18 protein-coding genes and 1 riboswitch are annotated in these 20,472 nt (G+C 65.7%); of the genes, 9 read left to right on the forward strand and 9 right to left on the reverse strand.

Annotated elements, in window-relative coordinates:
- Positions 1 to 275 precede the first annotated feature (275 nt).
- Positions 276 to 1,523, reverse strand: coding sequence for a type IIL restriction-modification enzyme MmeI (locus tag AB8K43_RS15000; protein ID WP_370895024.1), 1,248 nt, complete (start codon positions 1,521 to 1,523; stop codon positions 276 to 278).
- A gap of 81 nt (positions 1,524 to 1,604) precedes the next feature.
- On the opposite strand from AB8K43_RS15000, the gene AB8K43_RS15005 reads away from it, so the two are divergent.
- Genes AB8K43_RS15005 through drmC form a run of 4 tightly spaced genes read left to right on the forward strand, consistent with a single transcriptional unit; the run spans position 1,605 to position 9,388 of the window.
- Entirely contained in the window at positions 1,605 to 2,891 is a 1,287-nt protein-coding gene (locus AB8K43_RS15005; protein WP_370895025.1) for a recombinase family protein, read from the forward strand.
- Between the two features lie 44 nt (positions 2,892 to 2,935).
- Entirely contained in the window at positions 2,936 to 6,649 is a 3,714-nt protein-coding gene (gene drmA, locus AB8K43_RS15010; RefSeq protein ID WP_370895026.1) for a DISARM system helicase DrmA, read from the forward strand.
- Positions 6,649 to 8,694, forward strand: a complete 2,046-nt coding sequence (gene drmB / locus AB8K43_RS15015) for a DrmB family protein (protein ID WP_370895027.1) — start codon at positions 6,649 to 6,651, stop codon at positions 8,692 to 8,694. Before drmA ends, drmB begins: the two co-directional genes overlap by 1 nt.
- On the forward strand, positions 8,684 to 9,388 hold the full coding sequence (gene drmC / locus AB8K43_RS15020; RefSeq protein WP_370895028.1) for a DISARM system phospholipase D-like protein DrmC: 705 nt from the start codon (positions 8,684 to 8,686) through the stop codon (positions 9,386 to 9,388). Before drmB ends, drmC begins: the two co-directional genes overlap by 11 nt.
- Positions 9,389 to 9,447: 59 nt before the next feature.
- On the opposite strand, the gene AB8K43_RS15025 is transcribed toward drmC, so the two are convergent.
- Together AB8K43_RS15025 and AB8K43_RS15030 are read right to left on the reverse strand one after the other, a co-directional pair.
- On the reverse strand, positions 9,448 to 9,936 hold the full coding sequence (locus AB8K43_RS15025; protein WP_370895029.1) for a HEPN domain-containing protein: 489 nt from the start codon (positions 9,934 to 9,936) through the stop codon (positions 9,448 to 9,450).
- The gene (locus tag AB8K43_RS15030; protein WP_370895030.1) at positions 9,936 to 11,063 is read right to left on the reverse strand and encodes a DUF262 domain-containing protein; all 1,128 of its coding nucleotides are present in this window, start codon (positions 11,061 to 11,063) and stop codon (positions 9,936 to 9,938) included. Before AB8K43_RS15030 ends, AB8K43_RS15025 begins: the two co-directional genes overlap by 1 nt.
- Positions 11,064 to 11,347: 284 nt before the next feature.
- On the opposite strand from AB8K43_RS15030, the gene AB8K43_RS15035 reads away from it, so the two are divergent.
- Entirely contained in the window at positions 11,348 to 11,479 is a 132-nt protein-coding gene (locus AB8K43_RS15035) for a hypothetical protein (RefSeq protein WP_370895031.1), read from the forward strand.
- Between the two features lie 221 nt (positions 11,480 to 11,700).
- Positions 11,701 to 12,492 (forward strand): hypothetical protein, encoded by a 792-nt coding sequence (locus tag AB8K43_RS15040; protein WP_370895032.1) that lies wholly within the window; start codon positions 11,701 to 11,703, stop codon positions 12,490 to 12,492.
- A gap of 31 nt (positions 12,493 to 12,523) precedes the next feature.
- Here the strand turns inward: AB8K43_RS15040 and AB8K43_RS15045 are convergent, their stop codons facing one another.
- Complete coding sequence (locus AB8K43_RS15045) at positions 12,524 to 13,195, reverse strand: GPP34 family phosphoprotein (protein ID WP_370895033.1); 672 nt, start codon at positions 13,193 to 13,195, stop codon at positions 12,524 to 12,526.
- 54 nt (positions 13,196 to 13,249) lie between these two features.
- The gene (locus tag AB8K43_RS15050; RefSeq protein ID WP_370895034.1) at positions 13,250 to 13,657 is read right to left on the reverse strand and encodes a hypothetical protein; all 408 of its coding nucleotides are present in this window, start codon (positions 13,655 to 13,657) and stop codon (positions 13,250 to 13,252) included.
- Positions 13,658 to 13,668: 11 nt separating this feature from the next.
- A riboswitch (SAM riboswitch) is annotated at positions 13,669 to 13,782 on the reverse strand.
- 159 nt (positions 13,783 to 13,941) lie between these two features.
- Here AB8K43_RS15050 and AB8K43_RS15055 point away from each other — a divergent pair.
- Positions 13,942 to 15,069 carry a hypothetical protein gene (locus tag AB8K43_RS15055; RefSeq protein ID WP_370895035.1) on the forward strand — a complete coding sequence of 376 codons (1,128 nt, stop codon included), beginning with the start codon at positions 13,942 to 13,944 and terminating at the stop codon, positions 15,067 to 15,069.
- A gap of 45 nt (positions 15,070 to 15,114) precedes the next feature.
- On the opposite strand, the gene AB8K43_RS15060 is transcribed toward AB8K43_RS15055, so the two are convergent.
- The 3 genes from AB8K43_RS15060 to AB8K43_RS15070 are packed head-to-tail and all read right to left on the reverse strand — an operon-like array spanning position 15,115 to position 18,602.
- Complete coding sequence (locus AB8K43_RS15060; RefSeq protein WP_370895036.1) at positions 15,115 to 16,848, reverse strand: acyl-CoA dehydrogenase family protein; 1,734 nt, start codon at positions 16,846 to 16,848, stop codon at positions 15,115 to 15,117.
- A 2-nt stretch (positions 16,849 to 16,850) separates the two neighbouring features.
- Positions 16,851 to 17,633 carry a PaaX domain-containing protein, C- domain protein gene (locus AB8K43_RS15065; RefSeq protein WP_370895037.1) on the reverse strand — a complete coding sequence of 261 codons (783 nt, stop codon included), beginning with the start codon at positions 17,631 to 17,633 and terminating at the stop codon, positions 16,851 to 16,853.
- 54 nt (positions 17,634 to 17,687) lie between these two features.
- Complete coding sequence (locus tag AB8K43_RS15070) at positions 17,688 to 18,602, reverse strand: LysR family transcriptional regulator (RefSeq protein ID WP_370895038.1); 915 nt, start codon at positions 18,600 to 18,602, stop codon at positions 17,688 to 17,690.
- A gap of 72 nt (positions 18,603 to 18,674) precedes the next feature.
- On the opposite strand from AB8K43_RS15070, the gene AB8K43_RS15075 reads away from it, so the two are divergent.
- Complete coding sequence (locus AB8K43_RS15075; RefSeq protein ID WP_370895039.1) at positions 18,675 to 19,628, forward strand: EamA family transporter; 954 nt, start codon at positions 18,675 to 18,677, stop codon at positions 19,626 to 19,628.
- 54 nt (positions 19,629 to 19,682) lie between these two features.
- Positions 19,683 to 20,372: a histidine phosphatase family protein gene (locus AB8K43_RS15080; RefSeq protein WP_370895040.1), complete on the forward strand. Its 690-nt coding sequence runs from the start codon at positions 19,683 to 19,685 to the stop codon at positions 20,370 to 20,372.
- 22 nt (positions 20,373 to 20,394) lie between these two features.
- Here the strand turns inward: AB8K43_RS15080 and AB8K43_RS15085 are convergent.
- Positions 20,395 to 20,472 (reverse strand): integrase core domain-containing protein (locus tag AB8K43_RS15085; RefSeq protein WP_370895002.1); only part of this gene is annotated, 78 nt, incomplete at its 5' end.

Here is a 20,472-nt window from a genome sequence, read left to right on the forward strand (position 1 = left end):
TCCTCGCTCGGCTACCTGCCCCCAGCCGAGTACGCTCGGCAATGCACCCATCAAATCGAAACCGACGACTCACACACCGTCCGGACCGAATGACGGGGGCGGCCCACCGGAAGGTTGAACGCTGGGGTCCGAGTCCAGTTGCGCGCACGGAACTCCTGGACCGGCTCCTCGCCGAGAACCAAGCGCGTGCTGCGAATCAAGTTGGAAGTGGACCAAAGGCTTCCGCCAAGATCCCTCAAGAGAGAGGGATTCTGTTTGATTGACGCCTGCGCGGCTCAATCAAACAGGGTTGCACTCTCGTGAGCCGCGTCGCTGCGACGCTCGGGTCTCCGGCCCGTCGACTCAAGGGCTGCTCGACGTTGGTTCTCCTCAAGCAGTCGGTCCAGGATCTCCGTCCTCGCGTCCGGGCCTACCGTCCACCTCACGATCTTCCTGTACTCATGAAAACCGTGGCCCAATGAGAGATCACTCCACCCGTAGGCAGCCAGGACCGCCCGATCGAGTTCTGTGTGAATCGCCCTCATACGAGCGACGTCACTGTCGGCCTCGCTCGCAACGGCTGGATCATTCATGAGGTTGTAGAGCTTGGTGAGCCCAAGGTCGCGTCGGATCATGACTTTCCGCCGTTTCTCATCAAGCAGTCGCCCGATCTGTTCCAACGCCTCCGCCGACCTAGGCCGTGGGAAGGTCTCGAAGACGTCGGAGGGCGTGTACCGAGGATCGTTTCGCATCCCCGAGCCGTACGTGATCGCCCAGAGCTGGTGAAGGCTTGATGACAAGACTGCTTGGTCGCCGTAGGCATCAGTGGCGAACACCACACAGGCTTCGCTCACCACCTGCCCGGTCGGAACGCGGAGAGGCATCACGGTCTTGCTGACACGAGCGATGACCAGCACTTCAGGCAACCCCGCGATCGCACGTCGCATTGCTGGTCCTGGCCGTTCGTAGAGCCACCACTCTTCTTGCTGCTTGGGCTTGTTGGTCAGCGTGCTGCGATGGGGCCTGACATGCTCCTCAACCCATGCGAATGGGCGACGCCAATGCATCGCCTCCGCTTGGCTCATCCCAGTGAAGTCGACTACGTAACGGGACGCGCTGGCATCAGGCCTGCTGTTGGTGTCTTCGCCGGTCAGGTACGGGAAGATAACTCGGTTCGCCGCATCGTCTTCAGCAAGCATCTCCGACGCCACCTCCGGCGGCATTGTGAAGCCCACGCCGTTGACGATCGAGCCTATGAACGAGATGCCGGCGTTCTCGGCCAAGCGGGATGGGAGTCCTGCGACTCTCCCGACTGGTTCAAGTAGCGTGCTGATCCGCCGCACATCGGCGCCGTCGGCGACCCGTGGGAGGTCCTCCGGGACCGTCTCGACAGTGCCCCATACGGCTGCGTACTCCAGATTGGCGCTCGACGCCGGCCAGGAACGAGACTGGATCGCCCGGGTAATCGTGAAGCCGTTAGTGACCATGACGTCAAGCCCAACCTCACGGGTGTCGCCCTGAGCAACGGTGTTGGTCGCGATCAACCCCAGGGTGCCCTTCGCCTGCAAGAGCGACGTGGCACCTCGGTAGAGGCGGGTTGCCGGCTACGCAGTGGGCTGTGGCCCATGACTACACACCAAGAACGGCGCTGCGTGCTCTACGCCCGGCTCAGCGTCACCAAAGAAGAGTCCGTATCCATCGCGCGCCAACTCCAGTCCTGTCGCCGGTACGCCGAGGCCCGAGGATGGGAGGTGATGGGGGAGTTCATCGACGACGGTGTCTCGGCCACCGCCAATCGCCCCGAGGACCGCAACGGCTGGGCAACACTACTTGCCACGACCGACTTCGACGCCGTCATCATCTGGAAGGTCGACCGACTCGCCCGGCGCGTCCTCGACTTCCTTCAGGCTGACGAAGCCCTCCAGAAGCGCGGGGCCGGCCTCGTCGCTGTCGAGGACCCCATCGATATGACTAGCCCGCAGGGCCGCGCCTTCGCGGTGATGCTCGCGGTGTTCGGCGAGATGGAGGCCGAGGCCATTCGCGCTCGTGTCCGGGCGGCTCGTGCACAACTCCTCAAGGACGGGCGCTGGGCTGGTGGCGGTATCCCGTACGGCTACCAGTCGGCTGCGAACCCCGACGGCCCCGGCTGGGTGCTCGTCAAAGACCCCGTCCGTCAGCCCTGGCTCGCCGAGGTTGTCGGCAAGGCACTTAGCGGCGAGACCGTCAACGCCATCACCACCTGGATGACCGCTCAGGGCGCCCCGCTGCCAGTCGGCTCAATCGCGCGTCGGAAGTCCGGGGCGACCGCATGGAACCGCCAGACCGTCGACGGCATCCTCCGCAACCCGGTGCTGGCTGGCATGACCCCGCACAACCCTGGTCGCCCCAAGAGCGCGAAGCGAGCCGATCCCTTCGCTGTGTTCCGCGACGAAGACGGCAAGCCGGTCGTCAACCACGCGCTCGCGGTCATCAGTGCGGAGGAGTTTACGGTCCTTCAGAGGCTGCTCGATGCGCGGAGCACGCCACAGGCCAGGAAGCGGAGTGAGCGGGAGCCCACGAGTCCGTTCCTCGCGCGCGTGGTTCGCTGTGATCACTGCGACGTGTTCCTCTGTCGTGGCACCAACCAAAAGCGTCCGGTGCTCTACTGCCCGTCGTGCCGTCAAACGATGAGCCGGTCAACTCTCGATCCGCACCTCATCGATCGCCTCATCGCCGAGCGGGGAACCGAGCCCCTGGGTGGCTCGACCGTGGCGGCTCACTGGGCAGCTGCCGGGACGAGCGACGACTCACGCCGGGAGATCCTATTGACCCAGTTGCAGAGCCTTCGCGTCCGCCGAGGTGTCGTCGGCCGATACTTCGACAGCGATCGTGTCCTGCTGCAATGGAAGCCGGCGTCAGACGTGGATGTGTAAGTCTCCGCCAAACCCGTCGGAGGTCTACGGCAGACTTCTGACTTGTGACTAAGGCAACCACTGAGGCGGCTGGGCCGCAGGCGTCGTACGAGCTGAACTATGAGTTGGACGGCTCGTCGTACGCGGTGCGCGAGAACCTTGTGGACATCCTGCAGCGCGAACTGCTCGGCCCGATCCACGGCCCGGAGGAGACGCTGCCGTTCAGCCCTCGCTCGCAGTACCTCGTCGGGCATATTGCACCGGTCAAGCTGGTCGGCTCCGCGACCGCCACCCCTGACGACACGGACGGCGGGGACCTGGTCGAAGTTCGCACCGATGACGACGCCGTCACCGAGGGACGCGGGGTCCCGGCTTACGCCGCCGACGACACCGAGGCTGACGCCCAGGACGACGACGTGGAGGACCGCGCTCCTAAGCAGGGCTTGATGATCCCTGCGTCGATGGGGCTGCGGTTCCAAGTGCCCGCCGACCTCGACACCTTCCGTGTCATCGCCTCATGGGGCACCTACGAGACGGTCGAGACCGACAAGGTCACCAAGGCCGGCCGCCCGGTGCGCGAATACCAGCGCACTCCGATTGAGGAGACCCGCACCCTTCGCCTCGCTGACCTCACGCCTGGCCAGACCGCGACAGTCGGGTTGAAGGACTCGATCGTCCTGCGGGTCGACCGCTACGACGACCCGAAGTTCGATCGGGTGCTCGTGGAGATCGCGCTGTGCAACGACCGCGAGACTCCTATGCCCATTCCGCTGAGTATGTGGATGTTCCAGACCAAGCTCCTCGTCGACGCCGGTGGCGCCGAGGTGTTCCTGCCGGTGCAGGACGTGATGGAGCAGGACTGGCCCGAGCACGATGACGAGGTCAAGCGCCTCAACCTCCAGTACCGCAACCGACTGGAGTTCGCGATCGGCCGCACTTGCTCGGCCGACTGGTCGCTGTCGACCGGCTCGCGCCGCGCTACCGCTGTCGAAACGACCTGGCTGCCCATCGGAGAGACGCCGCAAACCAAGGCTCGCTCGGTCGAGGACGCGACCCTGTCGATGGACGCGCTCTCGACCGTCACGGCAGGCGACCTGCGGTCCGGCCTCGCTCCGCTCGTCGATGGTTACGGATCATGGCTGGGCACGCAGGAGGCGGAGGCCGCCACGCTGCCAAGCCACCTCCAGGAGACCGCCGAGGTCGCGCTCTGGGAAGCGCGCGAGGCGCACCAGCGGCTGGTTTCCGGCTTGGAGCACGTCGCAACCGACCCCGAGGCGCTGCGCTGCTTCCAGTTCATGAACCGAGTCATGCGCGACCAGCGCGTCGCTTCGCAGGTGGCCACGGCACGTGCTGCTGACGCCTCGCTGTCGATTAAGGCAGCGCAAGAGGTCGTCGCTGGTCGCGGTTCGTCCGCCGCATCGTGGCGTCCGTTCCAGCTCGCCTTCATCCTGATGCAGCTCGGAGCTCTAACTGATCCAGCCGCGCCGATCCGGAGTTCGGAGCACCAGTCGAAGGTTGAACTGCTGTTCTTCCCGACTGGTGGCGGCAAGACCGAGGCGTACCTCGGACTCGCCGCATATACGTTCGCCATCCGCCGACGCCAGGGCGTCGTCGAGTCCGCCCATGGACTGCTCGACGGGCGCGACGGCATCGCTGTGCTCATGCGATACACGCTCCGCCTCCTGACCGCTCAGCAGTTCCAGCGTGCGACCGCGCTGGTCTGCGCCGCCGAGCTCGCCCGCCGTGATGACGAGGAGACTTGGGGCGCCGCACCCTTCCGCATCGGACTGTGGGTTGGGACTGATGTCAGCCCGAAGCGGTTTGAGGAAGCCGACGAGCAACTCAAGAAGGTCAATGAGGGCTTCGGTCACCGTCTGACCGTGCTCCAGATTCAGCGCTGCCCTTGGTGCGGCACACCCATCACCGGAGCCCAGGTTAGGGCAGACGCGAACTACCGCAGAGTCTTCGTCCACTGCGGAGACGAGTTGGCCCGTTGCCCGTTCTCCAAGGGCGGAGCAGTCGGCGAGGGCCTGCCCGTCTTGACTGTGGACGAGGAGATCTACCGCCTCACGCCCGCCTTCGTCATCGCCACGGTCGACAAGTTCGCGCGCCTCGCTCGCGAAGGGGAAGCAGCAGCGCTGTTCGGGTTTGTCAGCAGGCGATGCGGGCGGCACGGCTACGTTCACGCGGACTACGCGCCATGTCAGGTCGGCTCACACCCTGCTAAAGACGGCCTGCCCGGCGCGACTGTCGCACCCATCGGACGGCTCCGCCCGCCTGACCTCATCATCCAGGACGAGCTGCACCTCATCACGGGAGCTCTCGGCACCTCGGTCGGACTGTTCGAGGTTGCCGTCGAGACGCTGTCGTCGTGGGAGACCCCTGATGGTGCTCCTGTCAAGCCACTGATCGTGGCTTCCACCGCAACGGTGCGTAATGCTCAGGAACAGGTGCGTGGGCTCTATGGCCGACAGGTAGAGATCTTCCCGCCGCAAGTGCTTGACGTTGCTGACACGTTCTTCTCGCGGGAAGTACCAATTGACGACGCCAACCCGGGCCGTCGCTACATCGGCGTCAGCGCTCAAGGAGTACGGCTGTCGAGCGCAGAGATTCGCGTCTCCGAGGTGCTGCTCTCAGCCGGGCAGTTGCTGCTCGACATGGCTGGGGCTGCCGCCGACCCGTACATGACACTGGTCGGCTACTTCAATGCCACCCGTGAGCTCGCCGGCATGGCGCGGTACGTCGCCGACGACGTGCAAAGCCGCGTGAAGCGACCGCGTAAGGACTCGGGCTTCCCAAGCCGTCGTGGGGCGAGCTTCGGTCTGTTGAAGACCGGCGAGTTGACTTCCCGTATCGCGTCGTCAGAGATCGGTGCGACGCTCGACCGCCTCGGCTTGGAGTTTGACCCGGGCTACGACACTTCGGACGCCGCAAAGCAGCGCATCGCTGACGAGAAGGACGGCAAGAAGACTGCTCGCCGCACCGAGGCTGACTCGCCGTTTGACGTCGTGCTGGCAACCTCGATGTTGCAGGTCGGTGTGGACGTCCAGCGTCTCGGTCTGATGCTCGTCGTCGGCCAGCCGAAGAACACCGCTGAGTACATCCAGGCATCGTCCCGTGTGGGACGTGACCCCTCCGCTCGCCCGGGACTGGTGGTGTCGCTCGGAAACTGGGCGCGTCCCCGCGACCTCGCGCATTTCGAGCAGTTCCGGCACTACCACGAGACCTTCTATGCGCAGGTCGAAGCCCTGTCGGTCACGCCGTACTCGCCGACTTCGCTGGCGCGCGGTATCGATGGGCTGCTCGTGAGCGCTGCCCGAGTTCTTCAAGCGGCCGTCGTCGACGGACTCTCACCGGAGCGTGAGGCATGGCGGATCAGAGACCAGCGCACTGCGGTGGAGGTCATCGCTAAGAAACTCAAGAAACGGATCGCCGCCGCCGCCCTCGACGAGGCCGCGACCAAGAGAGCCAACGACCTTCTCGTTAACCGGCTGGACCGATGGACCGAACGGGCCAGACGTGCCGCCGACATGCATACGACGCTCGTTTACGAGCGCACGGGCGAGGGCCGGAAGTACCTGCCGCTCATCATCAGCCCCGAGAATGCGAAGGCGTCTGTCGGTGGTTCGATGGAGGCTCCGTTCGTGATCGCCAACTCCATGCGCGAGGTTCAGCCCGAGATCAACCTGCTTGTCAGCCCGGTGCCCGATCGTCTCTTCGCCAGAACGCCCGATGGCGTTGGCGACTGGACCCTTCCGGTTGAGGAGGAGGAGGACTGATGACCGACCTGCTGCCGGAGTCCGCTGAGGACATGTTGCGCGACGAGCACGAGACGCTCGACCCCCTCGGTGACGCCGAGGAAGGGTTGGTTAAGAACCGCGCCAAGGTCGGCTCCGCCCGTCCTTCATCGCTGCTTTACACCTACGGTCCCGGCGCGATCATGGACCTCCCGAACTTCTCGATCATGCCCGCCGGCCTCGATGACTGGGAGACCATCTGGAAGCGCCGCGACCACGTGCCGGCGATTCTCGAACCGCGCCTCCTCAACGTGATCCGGCTCCACCTTGGCTCCCAGGTCGACGCGCTGCGTCCGTTCCCTTGGCAACCGAAGCGCATGGGCATGTCGAGCGAAGGCTCCGACCTCGGTATCCCCGGGCGGGTGTTCCCGCAATGGTTCCGATGCACGGGCTGCGACTACCTCGGCCCGCTTCCGCGCTTCCACTACACGAACACGCATCCCTTCCGCCCGGACTTCGCGCAGTTCACCCACAAGAAGTGCCCTGGCCGAGGCGGCAACGCGAAGAAAAAGTCAGGCAGCCCTGCCGTGCCTGCTCAGCACCTGCTGACCTGCACCAACGGCCACCTCGACGAGTTCCCCTACTCGCTCTGGGTCCACCGAGGCAAAAGGTGCCCCAAGGCCGAACTGCCCGACCTGAAGATGAGAGACGCCAACGTCGGCAAAAGCGTCGGCTCCATCATCGTCTGCGCCTCCTGTGGCCAGACCCGTGGCATGGCGGAGGCTCAGGGCTCAATCGGCCGGGACAAGCTCCCGCAGAAGTGCCGTGGGCGGCACCCTCATCTCAATGCCTTCGACAGCGGCTGCGATGCACGCCCAGCGCTCATCATGATGGGGGCCTCAAACCTCTGGTTCGCCTCTATACAGTCGATCATCGTCATGCCGCGCACCGACGCGGAGGAGAAGGAAGCCCTCGCCGACCGGCTCCGCGTCGAGTTAGGCGTTGAGCAGGTCAGGCAGTTCGGCAGCCAGATCGACGTCATCAAGGCGCTCTCTGGGGCTAAGAACATCGACCTCGACGGACTCACCGACGACGACTTCGCCGCCGCCATCGCCGACGTGCTCGCACCAGCCGATTCCGAAGAGGTCCGCCAGGAGAAGCTAGCCGCGTGGGACCCCGTCGACCTCCTCGTGCCCGAGTGGCGCTACCTCCAGAAGCCGTCACTCTTCCCGCAGCAGCAGAATTCCAGCGGCCTCATGGTCACCGAGATGCAACGCGATTCTGACCTGCACCAACGGATCAGTCGCGTCGTCGCGGTCAACCAGATGAAGAAGGTGAATGCCGTCCTGGGCTTCACCCGTCTCGACGAGATGGACCGCGTCAACGACCTCGTCAGCCGGCTGGTCAAGCTCACCCGCAACGGCAAGCCGACCTGGGTTCCTGCCACCGAGGACCGAGGTGAAGGAATCTTCCTCCAGCTCGACCTCGGCGAGGTCGCGACGTGGGAGCAGTCGATCCTCTCGACCCCGTTGTGGGATGCCCACCGGTCCGCCCACCGCCGCAACTTCGAGCGCCGGTTCTCCGAGACCGCCAAGAACGTCGACCCCGACCTGCGACTGCCCGCGCCCCGGTACTGGCTACTCCACACTCTGTCGCACTCCCTTATCCGTGAGATGGCGATGTCAAGTGGCTACGGCGCTGCCAGCCTCACCGAACGCATCTACGGCTGGACCAGTACACCCCAGCGCGAGGCCGCCGCCGGACTGCTGATCTGCACCACGGCATCCGACAGCGAAGGCACCTTGGGCGGTTTGGTCGCGCTGTCCGAGCCCGAGCGGCTCCGCGGCCTTGTCGTGTCTGGCCTACGTCGTGCCGCGCGATGCTCTTCCGACCCTGTCTGCGCGATACGGACACCGAGCGACCCCGAGGACTTTCTCCACGGTGCCGCATGCCACGGTTGCTCCTTCGCCTCGGAGACCTCGTGCGAGAAGGCCAACCGCTTCCTCGACCGGCGGTTCCTGCTCAGTCTCCCAACGGCGACGGGCGAGACCGTCCCCGGGTTCTTCGGGAGTCCGGATGCCCTCTGACCCCTTCGCATCACTGGGGGAGTTCCTGACTGCCAGCGAGGCCGAAGCCCTCGCCGTGCAGTTCGCCTCGGGTCAGCACGTCGTCAAGGCTTTGTCTGTCGTCAACGCCGCACGTCGTGGCGAGGCCAAGCAGTTGCTCGCTGATGCCGGACTTAGCCACGAGCAGGGCGATCGTGCGGCAGGGGTGCTGCGTGCCATCAGTGGGGCGAAGTCGCTCAACCGTGATCTCACGCCCGTCTGGACGATGCCGGGCAACGAAGCGAAGATCGGCCACCTGACGGGCCAGTTCCACCGCCTCGTTCAAGCGGCCCGTCAGTCCGTCGTGTGCGCGACGTACAACTTCGAGCAGACCTCCCAGATGTGGAAAGTGCTTAAGGAAGCGTCCGAGCAGCCGGGAGTCATCGTCACTGTCTACGTCGACGGCGACAAGGCAGACTCAGTCGAAGTCAAGGCACAACTGCCGAAGGCGACCGTATATCAGTCTGGGGATCTCCCCAGCGGCAGGCGTGTGGTCAGCCACGCGAAGTTCATCGTGATCGACCACGAGGTGCTGTTGTTGACCAGTGCCAACTTTTCTTTCAGCGCCGAGAATCGCAACGTCGAGTTCGGTCTTCTCGTACGCGACTCCGCCCTCGCCGAGTCAGTCGAGTCGACCATGGCCAGCAAGCACGGATCGCTGTACGAGCTGGCTTGAGCGTGGGCGTGCAACAACCTGCTGCCCGCCCTCTGCTCCAGCTCGTCGGAGGATAGGAGTCATGAAGAAGATGGCGGCGGATCAAGGCAGTTAATTAGCCAACTCATAACAGGATCGACCTGGCTTAGGTACTGACGAACTGTTACAACGGTGATCTCAGAGTCGCCGCCATGCGAAACTTTGTGGCGGTGAGTGACGATGCTGCTCAACGCTTGCAAGTCGTCTGCGTGGCGAGCCTCAAGCTCTGGCCACCACTCCGGATCGAGAGAGTCGAGTAGCTGTTTCAGGCGATCGGGATTGATGACGTTCACGCGGTCAAGTTGCTTGCCAACGTATCGCTGAAGACGCTTGTCGCAGTGATTTCGGGAGTACTCGCGAATGAGTTCCTTCACGCCCTGCTCGACATAGCCACTGACAAGTACCACGACGTAACGCGCGTAGTGAGACAGCAACTCACCATTCTGCGTACTCCCGTCGATGAGCCCGACTGCCGATTCCAGTCGATCACGCCGCCGCTTGACCTCGTTTCGGCCGCGAAAGTGTGCCATCAAACCAAGTCGCGGAATGCGGCGGTCGCCAGCTCAATACGCCGGCTCACACTGGTCTCGTCCGCCGTCGACTTGTCGATCGCTGATACATAATCTTCGTTCTTCAGCAAAGCCTCATATGCCTCCCTGAGTTGTTCCAGGTCGTTGATTGGACCCTTCTCGAGACGCCGCATGACCCCGACGAAGACCGAGTCGAGAATGGCGGCATTGAGTGGGCGTACCGGGCGAAACGCGGTCTTCCCGAGGGCTCCGTCCAATCGTTCCGCGGCTGCGCGAAAGAGGTCGAATAGCCCCTTGTAATCCGACCGATTTCGGTTCGCGTCGAGGTAGTGGTTGAGGAAGGACTTGAGCGGGCGCCTGTAGTCGGACAAGCTTTCGTAGAGCGCCAGGACTCGAAGGATCAGCTCGTGGTCCTTCAAGCGTGCGGAGGGGTCACCATAAAGATTGCGCCAGTGCATATCGGCCGCGGTCCGCCCGATCTCCTGGAGGAAGGCGCCGCTGTATAACGCAACGCGGATCTCCTGTGGTTGAAGAGGGCTACCCCCCGTATTGAGCCGTTCGAATATTGAGTACACAGCATCTTGGTTTCCGGCCGGGTGCTCTTGGCGCAGAACTGTTGCATGAATGATGCTGTCGTCTAGGCGCCGGCGATCCTCATCATCGAGATCTTGGTAGCGCATGCTTTGGAATGGTGCCTGGACATTCCGTAGTCGATAGTCCGCACCGGAGCGGTCGGGATTGTAGAAGGCCTGCAGCGTCTTGAGTCTTTGCTGACCATCCAGCACCAGCAGTTTGTTGTCCCTGTCCCTGACAAGGAAGATCCCCGGGACCGGGAGCCCCAGGAGTAGGGACTCGATGAACTTGTCCATCTGTGGACGGCTCCAGACGAACTTTCGCTGGAAGCCCCGAATGTCCTGGCTTCCCTCGAAGGTCGGATCAAATGTGGGAATAACAATGTCACCCTTTTGAAGGCGGCTCACCAGGCCGTCAACCGGATAGTCGGCACCGTAAGAGGTGATGTCGTAGGAGGTTGAAACGACCTCAAGTTCAGGATCGACGTCCAGGACGTTGTCCCGCTCGGTTTCGGCTGGGAAGTCCGCGTCGGCCTCGAAGTCGTGATCGGTCATGTGCCCATCATCTCACCGTAGGTGTGGCCTACGGCAAGAGAAGGTCGAGCGCGTGAGCTACCGCGGTCGCGGATATCCAGTCGGATGTGATGGCCCCTCGGAGTTCCTAGACCGGGTCGCACCTGGTTGGCAGTGCAGTCCCACCTCAGAGACCAAAGTAGTGGCGCGTGTCTCGAAAGCCCCCTCCCCGCACTCATCACACCCTCAATTGGGATTAAGGCGGAGATCATCCTGCAGTTCGTCTGCGCGCATGACCCCGGTGAGTTCACCGGCGCCTGCGCCTCATGGCGGACGGCAAGATCAACCCGGCGATCCACCACGCCGGCACCGTCGGTCTCGATGGAGTCGAGGCGGCTTTCGACGATCTCGCCACCGCGAACCACCATGCGATGGTCTTGATCGACCCGCGCGCGTGATTGACCCGGCCGAGCGCGAGCTAAGTCGGCGGCATTCCGCCGAACAGCGGCTTTAATTGGAGCGTCAGAGGCACGCTTTGACCGACCAACCCGCGGACTGGGAGCGGTTCGTCACCGAAGACGGGACCCGGCGATCGGCAGTCCTGGGCAAGCAGTGGCGATCCTTATGCGGCCGCCTCGTTCGGCGGGTTGAGGCAGGCAGGGGAGAAGGGGGGCACGAGGTGGGCTCGCGATCGAAGAGGTGGCCGTGGCGACGGAGCTCAGGCCCGGAGAAGAAGCTCTCGCCATACCAGTTCCAACTCCTCCAGCGGCTCCTCCACGCCTATCTCCAGGAGGAGGTCGGGACACTGGATGAGCTGACACGTTCGGAGTTGACCGCTCACACCGCGAGGTTCGCAGACGTCCTCGGTGCCAACGCGCAGAGCTGGCAGGAGATTGTCGAAGGGTTCTACGGCCCAGCGCTCGCGGAGTTGCGAAGCGCGAGAGACCGAGGTCCGGCTTCCGCGAACGACCCCGCTGCCACGCAGCAGCACCGGAACCCGGGCTCGGTTCGTCCCCCTTCTCCCGTCAGCCACCGACCGGCGGTGCAGGGCGAGCTTCGGCAACTGATCGACGTGCTCGGAGCCGAAGACGGCGACGACCGGGTCCAGATCCCGTGGAAGATCTTTGGCGGGCCGACCGAGACCAGCGAGTTCGACGACGAGGGTGAGTTCACCCGCTACTACTCATCGCCGGAGATGGGCGCGGACATGGTGTATGTCAACGGTGTCTTCGACTCCGCGGTCCTCGCGATCCGACCCGACGGGGGTCCGGGCTTTTACCCGCTACCGGACGCGCTCATCAAGGGATTGCCGCTCACGACCGCGACCCGAGCGGAGGTGCGGGAGTTCTTCGGAGAGCCAGAGGCCGAAGGCGCTGATTGGCTGCGGTTCGAAATCGACCCCTGCTTCATCTGGTTCGGTTTCGACGACGACCACATCAATAGCGTGTCGGTCATGATGGACGCGCCATAAGCGACGCGATCACTGAGGCCGGCGGGCACTGCTAATTGGTGGTCGTTACCACCATCGGAATCATGACGGCCGTCATCATCGCGGCGTTCAGGGACTCGACCGCCTTGCTGACGGCTTCACCGCTGGGGTCGGAGGCAGCGACCTGCTCGATGCGGTTGGCCAGGTCGCGCTTGCTCATTCCAGCGGCCTCGTCCTTGAGGACCGTGTGGGCCACGCCCAGGCCCTGCAGGATCGACAGCACGGTCGCGTCCTGCAGGGTCGGCGGCGCGCTTCCCGCGAGCACCGCGGCGAGGCGCCGGCGAAGCTGCTGCTCCGGGCCAGGGTTGAGGACCGGGTACCGCTCGGGGATCAAGCCCCAGGCCGCCTTCTCCAGGACCTTGATCACGCCCTGCGAGGCAAGCCGCTCGACGACCGCGCTCTCCGGGTTGAGCTTCCCGTCGCTGATCAGCGACGAGAGCTTCTTCCCGTCGAACTTCTTGGCGATCCGCTCTAGCCCACGGTCCAGGACCGGATCGCCGGTCGGCGTGCTGTCGACGACGAGCAGCCGCGGATTCTTGTCCGCCGTCACGTCGATCGCGCCAGCACGGATCAAGTCGCTCAGCATCGCCCCGACGAGGCCGTAGCCGCGCTGGGTCGTCATCCCTTCGAGCTTGCCGTCATCCTTCGTGAGTAGCAGGAAGACTTCGTCGGTCGTCGGCATCATCTGTCAGAGACTACGAGGGCGCACGGCTACGGCGCATCGTCTAGGAGACGGCCGTTAGATGACGACCCCCGTGACGCCGAGCTGACTCTGGCCGTCCGACGAGCGGCACGCCCCGATGAGCCTGGTCCCGCGGTTGACGCAGAAGACCTCACCGCCGATCGCGAGGATCCCGTAGTCATACAGCCGAATGTCGCGGCCTCCAGAGCGCTCGACAGCGCGGGCGAGGCGACCCGGGTCGTGATTGCAGAAGTTCATTGGCTTCCCCTCCGGGTCGGTCGTGCGTACACACCGGCCGCGAAGGGCGACGAACGTCAGCGGGATCGGTGCGGTCGCCCGCGCTTTGCGGACCTGGATGAAGTGGGCCTGGTGGCCTGGGTGATAGAGGGAGCAGACGGGCGAGCCGTCGACACCGCCGGCCGCGACTTCGACGACCTGGGCTGGCTGGGGCTGGTGCTCGGACATGGCGAACCTTCCATTCGTGCGTTCCCCGCGGCCTGCCCGCGGGGCAGATCTTCCTCCGGGGGCACCGCCGCACGCGGCGGTTGCCAGGCGACCTGCCGGAGGGCTTGTGGTCGCTCTTCTCGATCTACTGCTCACGCTACCGAAGGCCACCGACAACGGCCCGCGAACGGAAACATCGGTGTGCCCGAACGAAGCACCCGCAAGGCGTGACGTGTCGAAGCCAGGGCCGCATATCCACACGCCCAGGCCCTCCCTTCGGCGTACCGTGGAAGAGGGACAGATCTGTGACCCTGACGCCGGAGACCTGCCCCTACGGGTGCAGTGTTGCGCCCACCGCAGCGAGCGAAGGGGTCGCCATGTCCGAGCGTCGTTTCCCCACCTTCCCCGATCCCAGTGCGAACGCCGCCGTCCGCCGAGGCTTCGGAACCATAGGAGTCGCCGCGGAGAGGGCACTCCCGCCCTGGGTGATCCCGATCCTTCGGCGGCGGCCGCAGATCGCCTTCTTCGGGTACAGCACGTCGGATTACGACGGTGACCATACGAGTCAGGAGGACATCTTCACCTGCTCGCCCGTCACTGGGGTGATCGAGCGTGTCATCGACGATCGGGCGAACCTGACCTACGTCAGCGACCGGAATCCGTCATGGTCCCCGGACCGGACCCGGTTCATCATCCACCGAGGAAGCGAGACCGATCCGACCTCTCGACTCGTGATCGTTTCGGCGACCTCGGGCGCGACCCTGGAAGTACTCGGAGCGGGGCACTCTCCGGTCTGGGCGGATGTGGAGACGATCCTTCACCTCGGAGCGGTGGGTGACCCCGACGACGCCCGATGGGAGATCTTCGCTCTCAACCCGTCCACTCACGCGAGCGTGCAGATCACCGACCTCTCGCCGGGGTTCGAGATCACCGGACACGCCTGGCACCCGAGCGCGGGTTTGGCTCTCGCCCTCGTCGACCCGGCGGCTGGCGATGTGTCGGTGCGCGTTGCGTCCAGTGCCGCCGTCGCGGTCGCACGGGCTGGCGGCGTGCCGATCTCGAGCGCCGCAGTGGCACCGATTGGTCCTCCCGACACGCAACTGTCGAGCCCGGCCTTCTCTCCGGACGGAAGTCGGATCGCGGTCGCGACCTGGCAACCGGGGCAGGGCTCACGGGTCGCCGAAGTGACGACCGCGACGGGTGCGCTCGCACTGGTCCCGGGGCCAAGCGACCCCACCTTGAGTGACGGGGGCCCGGTCTACTCGCCGGACGGTAAGACCTTGGCCTTCGTCCGCGGCTATGAGGATGAGTGGTCGGAGATCTGGCTCTATCCAGTCGGGCCTTCGACGAAGTGGTCGCGTTTCTTCCGTCGCCGCCCATATCAACTCACCGACGACGCACGGGGCCGCTTTAAGGGAGCTCTCGACTGGTAGGTATCGGCGCAGATGCTAGAGCGCCGGGGCCGCCTGCGGCGACCATCAGATCTTCGGCGTGCAGCGCTCCAGGATCGCGGCGGTGTCGATGCTCTGGTCGAGCGTGCCGTAGACGGTGCCCCATTGCCGGTCGAGGCGCGAGCCGACGAAGGCATCCGCGACCGCCGGGTGGCCATGGCGAAGGAGCAACGACGCTTGAAGGGCGATCGCCAACTCACCCACTGCCGTCCGCGCCCGGAACTCCAGCGCCCCCAGATCGGTGAACTGATCCTTCGCCCGCGTGAGGAACGCGTCGTAGCGCGCATCGACCCCCGCCGCCGCGCCGAGCTCGTCGAAGAGGACGGCCAGGCTCTCCGGCTGGCGAGCGATCGCGCGCAGCGTGTCGAGCGCGGCGACGTTGCCGCTCCCTTCCCACACCGAGTACAGCGGCGACTCGCGGAAGAGCCGCGGCATCCGCGAGTCCTCGACATATCCGTTGCCGCCCAAGCACTCCAGGGCCTCGGCCGCATGCGCCGGCCCGCGCTTGCACACGTAGTACTTCGACGCGGCAAGGCCGATCCGGCGCAGCAGGGCAGCCCGCTCGTCGCCGCGCTCAGCATCGTCGGTGAGCGCGGCGAGCCAGAGGGCCACCGTGGNGTAGTACTTCGACGCGGCAAGGCCGATCCGGCGCAGCAGGGCAGCCCGCTCGTCGCCGCGCTCAGCATCGTCGGTGAGCGCGGCGAGCCAGAGGGCCACCGTGGTCGACGCCTCGGCCTCGACCGCCAGGTCCGCGAGCACGTTGCGCATCAGCGGCTGGTCGATCAACGTCTTCCCGAAGGCCGACCGGTGGTTTGCGTGGTGCGCGGCGAGCTGCACGCCATGACGCATAAGCGCCGCGCTCCCGAGGGTGCAATCGAGCCGGGTGCCGTTCACCATCTCGATGATGGTGCGCACCCCCCGCCCTTCGTCGCCGAGGCGCCAGCCGATCGCCTCTTCGTACTCGACCTCGCTGCTCGCGTTGGAGTGGTTGCCGAGCTTGTTCTTCAACCGTTGCAGGCGAAGGGCGTTGCGCGTGCCATCGGGCAGCACCCGCGGCAGGACGAAGCAGGTGAGGCCACCAGGTGCCTGCGCCAGCGTCAGCAGGATGTCCGACATCGGCGCGGAGGTAAACCACTTGTGCCCGACGATCCGATACGTCCTATCGGGCAAGGGGGTCGCGGTCGTCGTGTTGGCCCGCACGTCCGAGCCACCCTGCTTTTCGGTCATCGACATCCCCGCGATGAGGCCCCCCTTCGTCGAGGGGACGGAGAGCGTCGGGTCATAGACCTCGCTGCCGAGCAGCGGCGCGTACGTGTCGAAGAGGTCGGGGTTGGCGCGAAGGGCGGGCACCGCCGAGTAGGTCATCGAAATCGGGCAGCCGTGGCCGGCGTCGACCTGCTGCCAGAGGCTGAACTTCGCGGCGCGGATGAGGTGGGCGCTCTCCCGCTCGTCCTGCCACGGCGCTCCGTGGAGGCCAAACCCGACGGCGGTGCGCATCAGCTCGTGATAGGCCGGGTCGTAGACGACCTCGTCGATCCGGTTGCCGTACCGGTCGTGGGTGTGGAGCGTCGGCGGGTGCTCCTCGGCGAGGTCGCCGAGCGTGATCGCGTGGTCGCTGCCAGCGGCTCGCCCGACTTCATCGACCTCGGCGAGGGCGTCGGCGGCCCCGGCGCGCTCGAGTGCTTCGCGCAGGACGGGGTAATCGGCGGCGTTGTAGTCCACCAGCGGCGGGACCTGATTCACCACATCGTGGGTCTTCATGTTCACTCCTTGACCGCGGCGGGTGCGCTCGCGTCGATGTCGGTGGTCGCGCCGAGGTAGCGAGTGCTGAGGTCGGCGCGGTACTCCTCGTAGGCCCAGCGCAGTCGATCGGCAGGCCAGTGCTCGGGCGCCAACTCGTCCGGAAGGGCGGGATCGGTGCGCAGGTGCCGCACCGTCGCGGCGGCGGTCGTGAGGTGCTCGATCGGGCGGCCGGGGCTTTCGAGCGCGGCGAGAAGATCGTTGGCACGGCTGGCCCACGCCGGGAGATCCCAGAGCTGCCGGGTCAGCGCGCGATCGTCATCGGGCAGGGTGGTGAAACTCTGCGCGCCCTCGGGGGTCGCGGCCGTCACCGGATCGCCGCCGCGAGGGGCGTGCAGATTGTCCGGCCGCAGCCACACCCCTTCGCGCAATTCGGCATAGCGAGCCTGAGTCATCTCGGTACGAAGGGCGGCCCGCTGCTGTGAGGCCCGACCGCGCTCGACGACCACGATCATGCGCCACATCCCGTCGTAGGGGCGGCGCTGCGGGTGGAGCAGGGACTCGGTGATGCGCTGGCGCTCGATGTGTCGCGCAGCCAACGTGTAGTGACCGTTGGCGACCTCGAGATCACCGGCAGAAACCATGCGGGACAAGGCGACTCGCATGGTCGCCGCGGATACGTCGAAGAGTTCGCCAAGGGCGGTGAGGTGCCGGGCGTCGAGACGCGGCGGTCGGGCGCCGAGGAGCAGGCTGAGGGCGACCGAGCGCGCGCTCAGCGGCCGTTCGGCGGTCTGGCTGACGCTCATCGGCACCTCCTCATCATTACAGTCTTATAATGACTGTACGGGAAATGTAACGCGCTAGGGAAGCCCGCCGTGGGTGGCCGCCAAACTCTCTCCGATAGTCGCCAACTCATCGACCACGCGGCGCACGGCGAGGCGCGCAAACCGGTCGGGGCGGGCGAGGGCGATCACCGATCGGCGCGCAGGCACACCGACGAGGGGGCGCAGCACGACCCCTTCGTCACCGACGGTGGTGAAGCGGGGGAGCAGCGCGAGCCCCACCCCTTCGGCCACCAGGGCTCGCGTCAGCCGGTTGTCACGCAGCCGCTGCACCCTCGTCAGGGGCTCGTCGTTGACGGCCTCGACCCGCTGCAGGATCGTGTCGAAGGGGTACCCCGGCGGCACCCCAATCCACGCCGTGCCGCGAAGGTCGCGGGGCCGCAGGTCGGCGTGGGCGGCCAACGGGTGGGCGGACGGCAGGACGACATCGATCGGCTCGCGGACGAGCACGCGCGCGGTCAGGCCGTCCGCGCTCGCCGGGATATCGCCGGTCAGGCTGTGCGCGATCACGATGTCCGCGTCGAGCGTGCGCGTGGCGTAGTCGGCCTCGGCGAGATCGAAGTCGTCGATCTCGACCTCGATCGCCGTGGCTGCCAGGGCGGTGACGAGGGAAGGGAGGAGTGCCTCGCCTGCGCTGGGGAAGGTCCCGATCCGCACCAACCCACGCGGCTCGCCGCGGGCCGCGTCGAGGCGCGCCTGAACCTCTTCGTGCACCCGAGCGACCTCATCGGCGGCGTCGGCGAGCAACTGACCGTACGACGTGAGGCGCAGGCCGCGACCGTCCTGCTCCACGAGCGTGACCCCGAATTCGCGCTGCGCGGTGCGGAGTTGCTGCGACAGGGCCGAGGGAGTTCGGTGGGTCGCCGCGGCGACGGCCGCGAGGGTGCCGCGGACGGAGAGCTCCCTGAGCAGCTCGAGGTGGCGTACATCCATGAAGGGAGCCTAATGAGTGAGGTGATAAAGAATCGCTAGACCTATCGGGAATCCCGCCTCCAGACTCGGCCTATGCCCGTGCGCCACATCCTCCTCGCGGTCCTCGTCGCGACCGCCTGGGGCGTGAACTTCCTCGCGATCCACGCCTCTTTGCAGCACTTCCCGCCGCTCTTCCTCGTGGCGCTGCGCTTCGCCCTCATCGCGATCCCGACCATCGTGCTCATCCCCCGCCCCAAGGTCCCCGCGCGGTACCTGATCGGCTACGGGCTCGGCTTCGGGACGCTGCAATTCCTGGGGCTCTACCTCGGGATGGCGGCCGGGTTCCCCGCTGGCCTGGCCTCACTCGTCCTCCAGGCGTCCGCCCCCTTCACGGTGATCCTTGCCGCGCTGGTGCTGCGCGAACACCTCACTCCCGCACGGATCATCGGCGTGACGGTCGCGGTGGTTGGGCTCGCGGTCGTCGGCGTCACGCGCGCGCAGGCGACATCGTGGATGCCCTTCCTGCTCGTGGTGTTTGGTGCCTTCGGCTGGGCGATCGGCAATCTCGCGAGCCGCCAGGCGAAGGCGCCCAACCCCCTTCACCTCACCTTGTGGATGTCGGTTGTCCCACCTCTGCCGATGCTCGCCCTGTCGTTGGTCGTTGAGGGTCCAGCCGAGATCGGTCAGGCGCTCGCGACCTCGCTCACCTCAGCCGCGCTCCCCGCCTGGATCGGACTTGCCTACACAATCCTCATCGGGACGGTCCTCGGTTCGGGGATCTGGGTGTGGCTGATGACCCGTCATCCGTCGAGCGTCGTCGCCCCCTTCTCGATGTTGGTCCCGGTCGTCGGCATCCTGACGGCCTGGATCGTCCTCGGCGAACGGCCGGCTCTATTGGAACTGGTCGGTGGAGTCCTCGTCGTGGGCGGAGTCCTCTGGGCGGTGATGCCTCGTCGCCCAAGGCGGGTCGTGACCCCCTTCGGCGAAGCGGTCGAACCCATGCCAGCACCACTCGACGCTCGGGCCGGAGTGCGGAGCAAGCTCTAGAGAACTTCTCTGCGTGAAGTTTATAGTGGGCCGACCGACCCGCAGGAGGCCGCGATGACCATCTCTCAGCGACGACGTCTGGCCATGATCGGCGCCGCTGTCATCCTCGGCGCGGGCGCGCTCGGCGCCTGCGGGAGCGATGACAGCGCTGATACGGCGACGACGCAGACGACCACCCAGACAACGGGTTCGCCCACCACGCCGACCGGTTCGAACACCATCAGCGTCAACGAAGAGCAGGACCGCGACGCCCTTCTCGCCGCGATGAAGGAAGGCGCCGTCGTCATCTACTTCCGCCACGGGGCGACCGATCGTGGCGGGTACGACGACTACCAGGCGCCGCGCTCGGAGCAACGCCTCCTCTCCGAAGAGGGTCAGGAGCAGTCGCGCACGATCGGCGAGGCCTTCAAGACCAACGACATCGACGCGTCACGCATCCTCACCTCGCCCTACGAGCGCAACAAGGACATGGCCGAGTTGGCCTTCGGGCGAAGCGACGGGGAAGAGGTCAAGCTCCTCGGCGAGGGCGAGCGCAGCGATCTCGACTACAGCTATTTGATGTCTCTCTTCAGCGAACCGCTCGAGCCCGGCAAGAACCTCGTGATCTTCTCGCACAGTGACCCCCTTCGCGCGGTCACCGGCGTGAGCCTGCCTGAAGGGGGCGCAGTCGTGGTCCGGCCAGGGCCGGACCCGGTGGTGCTGGGCTCCCTGACTCCCGAGGACTGGTCGGCGCTCGCGGGCTAGTTGTACCCGGCCACCACGTTGGTTACAGGCGGCTGATGGGTGGATGGCCTGCGAGTGAGCTGTGGCGTCGTTCAGTGTTGTAGTGCTCGAGCCATGGCGC

It is taken from the genome of Janibacter sp. GXQ6167 (assembly GCF_041365945.1).
Lineage (GTDB): Bacteria > Actinomycetota > Actinomycetes > Actinomycetales > Dermatophilaceae > JBGFSK01.